4 protein-coding genes and 1 pseudogene are annotated in these 5830 nt (G+C 44.2%); 2 read left to right on the top strand and 3 right to left on the bottom strand.

Going from position 1 to position 5830, the window contains the following annotated elements; all coding sequences use genetic code 11:
* Both V7K25_RS08485 and V7K25_RS08480 read right to left on the bottom strand, forming a co-directional pair.
* A pseudogene (locus V7K25_RS08485) lies at positions 1-292 on the bottom strand (hypothetical protein); the annotation flags it as partial.
* Positions 293-986: 694 nt separating this feature from the next.
* Positions 987-1373, bottom strand: coding sequence for a hypothetical protein (locus V7K25_RS08480; RefSeq protein WP_335156903.1), 387 nt, complete (start codon positions 1371-1373; stop codon positions 987-989).
* Between the two features lie 206 nt (positions 1374-1579).
* On the opposite strand from V7K25_RS08480, the gene hslO reads away from it, so the two are divergent.
* Positions 1580-2485: an Hsp33 family molecular chaperone HslO gene (gene hslO, locus V7K25_RS08475; RefSeq protein ID WP_335156901.1), complete on the top strand. Its 906-nt coding sequence runs from the start codon at positions 1580-1582 to the stop codon at positions 2483-2485.
* A gap of 154 nt (positions 2486-2639) precedes the next feature.
* Positions 2640-4730 (top strand): chromosome segregation ATPase, encoded by a 2091-nt coding sequence (locus V7K25_RS08470; RefSeq protein ID WP_335156899.1) that lies wholly within the window; start codon positions 2640-2642, stop codon positions 4728-4730.
* Positions 4731-4997: 267 nt separating this feature from the next.
* Here V7K25_RS08470 and V7K25_RS08465 read toward each other — a convergent pair.
* Positions 4998-5830: NAD(P)-dependent oxidoreductase (locus V7K25_RS08465; RefSeq protein WP_335156897.1), on the bottom strand; the 833-nt coding region annotated here is incomplete at its 5' end.

Here is a 5830-nt window from a genome sequence, read left to right as displayed (position 1 = left end):
TATAGTCATATACGATACCATTCCCACCAGAGCCATTACCGCCGCTGCCGAAGATACTATTGCCTCCTACTGCATTGCCGCCTTGGCCAATAGTGTTTTTGCTTTTGCTATAGTCATATACGATACCATTCCCACCAGAGCCATTACCGCCGCTGCCGAAGATACTATTGCCTCCTACTGCATTGCCGCCTTGGCCAATAGTGGCATCTTTAACCACGTTCTTCGTCTTCTTTCCGCCAGAAAGCTTGGTTTCTTCAATGGTGGTTAGTTCGGTAAATAGTGTGCTTTGCATGTTTTTAGTTCTCACTTGATTGTTGGGATTTAGATAACGTCAGACCAAACTCATGAATGCAAAAAGCATATTTATGAGTTTTTCTCCGCCGTTAGGAACATTATATAAGTGAAACTAGCTAGATAAAAAAATTATTTTTTTAACAAAGAAATATTATGAGTGCTTGAAAAACATACTACTGAGCTAATAATTATACTATTTTTTTGAAAAAGGATGAATTTTATCTCTGTGAAGTAAAATTTATAATTTTAATTTTATACATAACATATGGATATATATTAAGTATCGCTGAATGCGAGTTTGTTTTTTATACTAAATAAACAATTAAGTAAGTCGGCGTTGAAAAATCAATCTATGTGATGAAATGTAAAATCAGCCAACAGCTTATAAATCAGTGATTCCAGAGTTTTTACAAAACTAAACATACATGGGTTTTATCGTGCCGACCTACTTATCATGCGTATTAATACTAACGATGATCTGCAAGGCATCTTAATAAATAGCAGAGATTAAATAGTATTTTTATACCTTTTAACCTTGCTTAACTACTTGTTAATTAGAAGAGAAAATGACAAAGTAGTAGCTTGCTTCCCGCAAGGTAACTCAACACCAAAAAACCTTAACGGATTTGTCGGCTGATTGAGAAGACACATAGAGACAAGGAAAATCCCCCTTGTCCCTACGTTCAGTCGATTCAACCCTCTTGAGTTGCCAAAAACTGACGCAAGCTCAACAAACTCAAAGTTTGACCCAAATTTAAGGGCAAAAGTGAAACTCCTTCCAAGCGGGATTGTACCCAACCTTCTCCCCAGTACCATTCGTGGAACCCGTCAATGCCTCCGCTGAGTACTAAGCGGAGGCAGTTGGATTTCACAAGGTCTACTTGATGATGAATCGCAACTGGTCCAGTCCAGGTAGTAAACTGGAATCCGGGAAGCAGTTCTTCTGGCATTCCTGGCGCAAAGCGTTGCCCTAAGAGCCATTTTTCTAGTTGCACCGGATGCAGCAGACTGTCACGAATTGCATCTATTGGTGCTTCAATTTCGATTCGCAGTTGACTTTGTTGAAAATTACCCAGCATTTTTCTAGGATTACCTAAAGGTGAGACATCGCTATTTCTAATATTGCAAATAGTTTTTGTCATTAGTCATTAGTCCTTTGCAAATAAATAATGACTAATGACCAATGACAGCCGTTTATTTGCGTAACACCCCACTACGTCACTTTTCTACCAGCAGAGAACTTAGAATAGACAAAGTGAACTTGTTAAGAAATGTAAGGTTATTCATGGCGGATCAGTTAATTCGTGCAACAGCAGCCGAAGGTGGAATTCGTGCCGTAGGTGTGATCACCACACGTTTAACAGAAGAAGCACGGGGGCGTCACAAGCTATCTTATGTGGCAACGGCAGCACTGGGTAGAACTATGGCGGCGGGCTTGTTAATGGCTTCTAGTATGAAGCGAACTGGGTCAAGGGTCAATGTTCGGGTAAAGGGCGATGGACCCTTGGGTGGCATATTGGTAGATGCAGGCTTAGATGGTACGGTACGCGGGTATGTCGGGAATCCATCGGTGGAATTGCCTCCTAATGCCAAAGGTAAGCTAGATGTTGGTGGTGCAGTGGGTGGTGGCTATCTCTATGTTGTCCGGGATATTGGTTACGGTTACCCATACTCTAGTACTGTTGAACTAGTTTCTGGAGAAATTGGCGATGATGTGGCTCATTATCTAGTAAATTCTGAACAAACACCTTCAGCTTTAGTTTTAGGTGTGTTTGTGGGAGCAACTGGAGTAACGGCGGCTGGAGGATTACTGATACAAGTATTGCCCAAAGCTGCTAGAGACGAAGCTTTAGTAGAAACGTTGGAATCACGGGTTGCTGGGTTAGCAGGATTTACGCCATTGTTGCAAGCTGGGAAGACGTTACCTGAAATCTTTAATGACTTGTTGGGAGACATGGGGCTGGTAATCTTTCCCGAACGGCAAATGCTGCGCTTCCACTGTGGTTGTTCTTTTGATCGCGTTTTGGGGGCATTGAAGATTTTGGGAGAAGCTGAACTGCAAGATATGATTGTTAAAGATCATGGTGCTGAAGCAACTTGCGAATTTTGCGGCAATGTTTATCAGGCAAGTAGCGACCAGTTAGCTCAACTAATTGCCGATTTGCAAGCTGAATCTACTGTTTTAGGATAACGTATAAACTAGCACTGAATTTTTATCTTGCTAATGGTACTCTGTGGAGAGAGATAATCAAAAAAGTAGCTTTTTAATCATGAGAAAGTTACTATGTCAACAATGGAATTATCAACCTAAAACAGAGCGCTATTCAATTATTTTGGTGTGAGAGATGACAGAGCGGGATATTCCAGACAGTTGGTCTTCAGCCAGTGGAAGAGAGCCAGATCAAAACACAAGATTATCCCGAACAGAAGAATTCGGTGAAACTCAACCATTTGATGTTCCAGCTACTGGTTCTACCTCCAAGTCAGTGAAGCGGCGAAAAAAAAACGATCCGGATCGCAAAGCGTCTGGTAGAGAAGGATTACATATAAATAGTCATTCAGAAGAAACTGCTCAACTCAGTAAAAGTTCTGGGAAATGGCCACGCTGGATGAAAAGCTGGACGTTGTGGCTAGTATTACTAATGTTGATTCCCGGCAGTGTCGGATTATTGGCAGTGGCAATGCTGCTGAAGTTGCCAACTGCCCCTAATTGCCCATCGATTTTCTGGCCTCTAGCTAGTGCTTCTGTGCGGCTACACTGCGCTCAGTTAGCGGCTTCTAAAGAGACAGTGAACGACTTATTGCAAGCGATCGCTCTGGTGAAGCAACTACCACAAAATCACCCGTTGCATGGAGAAATTGACCGTTTCATCGAAGAATGGTCACGGGATATTTTAAAGTTAGCTGATCAAAGTTTCCAAACTGGGAATTTAGAGGAAGCGATCGCAACAGCTGAGAAAATCCCCCAAGACGTGGTTGCTTATAAATTAGTTGATGAACAAATTGGCAAATGGCAGTCGATTTGGTCAAAGGCAGAAGCTACATACAATGGTGCGATCGCCGAAGTAAAGGAACGGCACTGGCAATCGGCATTCATGTTATCCGCGAAAATGCTGCGCGTAGACAATCAATACTGGGCGAGTATTAAATACGACCAATTGAATCTTCTAATTGCCAGAGCGCGGGAAGATGGCGATAAGTTAGGCAAAGCTGAAAACTTAGCAAGTAGTAAAGTAGTTGATAATTTACTAGAAGCGATCAAGTTAGCGGAGTCGATTGGGCAGGAAAGTTATATTTACCAAAAAGCTCAGTCAGCGATTCCCGAATTTGGACGCAAAATGCTGGAATTGGCACAGGCAAAACTAGACAACCGGGATGCGGATGAGGCGCTGAATATTGCCAGACAAATACCGGAAAGTGCAAAACTACAAGCCGAAACAGATGACTTTCTCGCCATAGCTGACGCGAAAAGGAGTGCTTGGATCGGGAATGTTTCTGGTTTAGAGGCTGCGATCGCCCAAGCACAACAAATTGATCCTTCCAGACCAGTGTATAACGAAGCACAGCAACTCATTGCTCGTTGGCAGTTGGAAATTGAAGATGTTGCCAATTTAGAAAAAGCGAGAATATTGGCTAGTCAGGGAACAGTTCCTAATTTAACAGCAGCGATCGCCCAAGTAGAACTCATCCCTGCTAGTAACCCCAGAGCCAGAGAAGCGAGGCAAGAGATGAGTCGCTGGCGTGCCCAAGTGGAGACAATTGAAGACCAGCCTTACTTAGACCGCGCCGACCAGATAGCGGTATTTGAGGATATTAACTCCTTGCAAGCTGCGATCGCTCAGGCCAACGAAATCCGTAGAGGTCGTGCATTATATCCAGAAGCCCAGAAAAAAGTTCGGACTTGGGTAGGAAAGATTCAGCGAATTCAAGACCAGCCCTACTTGGATCAGGCACAAGAACTAGCTCAGAGTGGAAATCTCACCGCCGCCATTGGCGCAGCTCAACAAATTGCCTCGTCGGGAAGGGCGCTTTCTGGGGAAGCACAAGCTGCGATAAATGATTGGGAAGGTCAAATCCGCACCAAAGAAAACTGGAAAAAAGCCCAGGAAGTGGGGGCGGCTGGTACGCCAGAAGCCTTAGTTGAGGCAATACGACTGGCAGATCGGGTTTCAAACAATAGCATCTTACGTCTGGATGCGAATCAGGCTATTGACCAGTGGAGTCAGCAATTGTTAGAAATAGCACGTTCTCAAGGTCAGTCTGATATTGCTAGAGGGATTGACATTGCCAAATCGATTCCACGCGGTAGTGCTGCTTACAGTCCGGCGCAAGAGCAAATTAAAGCTTGGCAGCAATTTCTCAATCCTCAACCTTCGCCTCAGCCTCAGCTTGAGTCTCCACAATTGCCACCATCAACTACTACTAATGGGCAGTAATATCCTTATTAAGGATTCAGTCAACTTAACGTTAAAAGGGCGGTTAGAAACCGCACGCCAGTTGCTTCTCCCTTGGCGCTAGCCTCTCCCTTTGGGAGAAGGGGAGACGCTGCGCGAACAAGTCGGCGGAGCCGCCCAACGCACTGGCTTGTCTATACAGGCAAAACCCGCCTTTGCGGGTTAAAAACCTTAATGTTCTCTTAGCCCACGGAGGTGGGCTTTGTTTGTATAGCCGCGAATTCTATTCGCCCAGGCTCTACGAAAAATTTATTCCCCGATCGCTTCTCCCCATTCCTTAATTACAGAAAATAGTGATGAGTAATCATCATCAGCAAATGACATTTTCACGGCTGTTTGCAAAATTTGCCGCACACCTTTAATACTGCTGAGATCCAAACTCCGAGATTTCGCCTCACAGATAAACAATTCTGTATCTTTAAGCAAGTGTTTTGTGGGAAAATTCGGATCAGCATAATTGCCATCCAACATCCGTTGTAGCTTTTTGTCAAAGGTAGGTGCGTAGAGTGAACTGTCGCGCAATATTTGCATAAATACATCTACATCGACACCCTGACGCTGGATAAAAGCTAGACTCAAAGCAAAGCTAGTTGTTAGGGAAGCTATTAGTTGATTTAGTGCCAATTTCAGCGCCGCCGCAGATCCCACTGGCCCGATAAGTAAAGGTTCTGTGCCAAAATTTTGGAGTAACTTGAAGTAGCGTTCATATTGTTCTGGTTCGGCGCCTACCATAACACTCAACTTCCCAGCTTTTGCTTCCGGGATACTCCCTAATACGGGTGCTTCTAAATATTCACCACCACCTGCAACAACTGCATCTCTAATTTCCTGGCTTTGTGTGGGGGTAATTGTTCCCATTTGGATGATCGTGCGCCCTTCCAGAGTTTGCCAAGCCGTATCTGAAAGCAACACATTATAAATGGCCGAGGCATTAGTAAGCATGAGGATGACGCACTCAGCAGCACGAATGGCGTGGCGCGGATGTGTGACAATTTCAGCCCCAGCTGCTTGTAGTGGTGCTAATTTTTCTGGGGTGCGATTGTAGGCAACTAGCTGTATATCTGCGGCTAATAACCTTTGAG

This window comes from Nostoc sp., from assembly GCF_036919495.1.
Classification (GTDB): Bacteria; Cyanobacteriota; Cyanobacteriia; order Cyanobacteriales; family Nostocaceae; genus Nostoc.
Note: the sequence above shows the minus strand (reverse complement) of the source record. Positions and strands in the feature narration are given on the sequence as shown.

What these genes read in the sequence shown, in the direction of transcription:
- V7K25_RS08480 (WP_335156903.1), bottom strand. Translation starts at nt 1,373, where the DNA reads ATGCTGGGTAATTTTCAACAAAGTCAACTGCGAATCGAAATTGAAGCA.
- hslO (WP_335156901.1), top strand. Translation starts at nt 1,580, where the DNA reads ATGGCGGATCAGTTAATTCGTGCAACAGCAGCCGAAGGTGGAATTCGT.
- V7K25_RS08470 (WP_335156899.1), top strand. Translation starts at nt 2,640, where the DNA reads ATGACAGAGCGGGATATTCCAGACAGTTGGTCTTCAGCCAGTGGAAGA.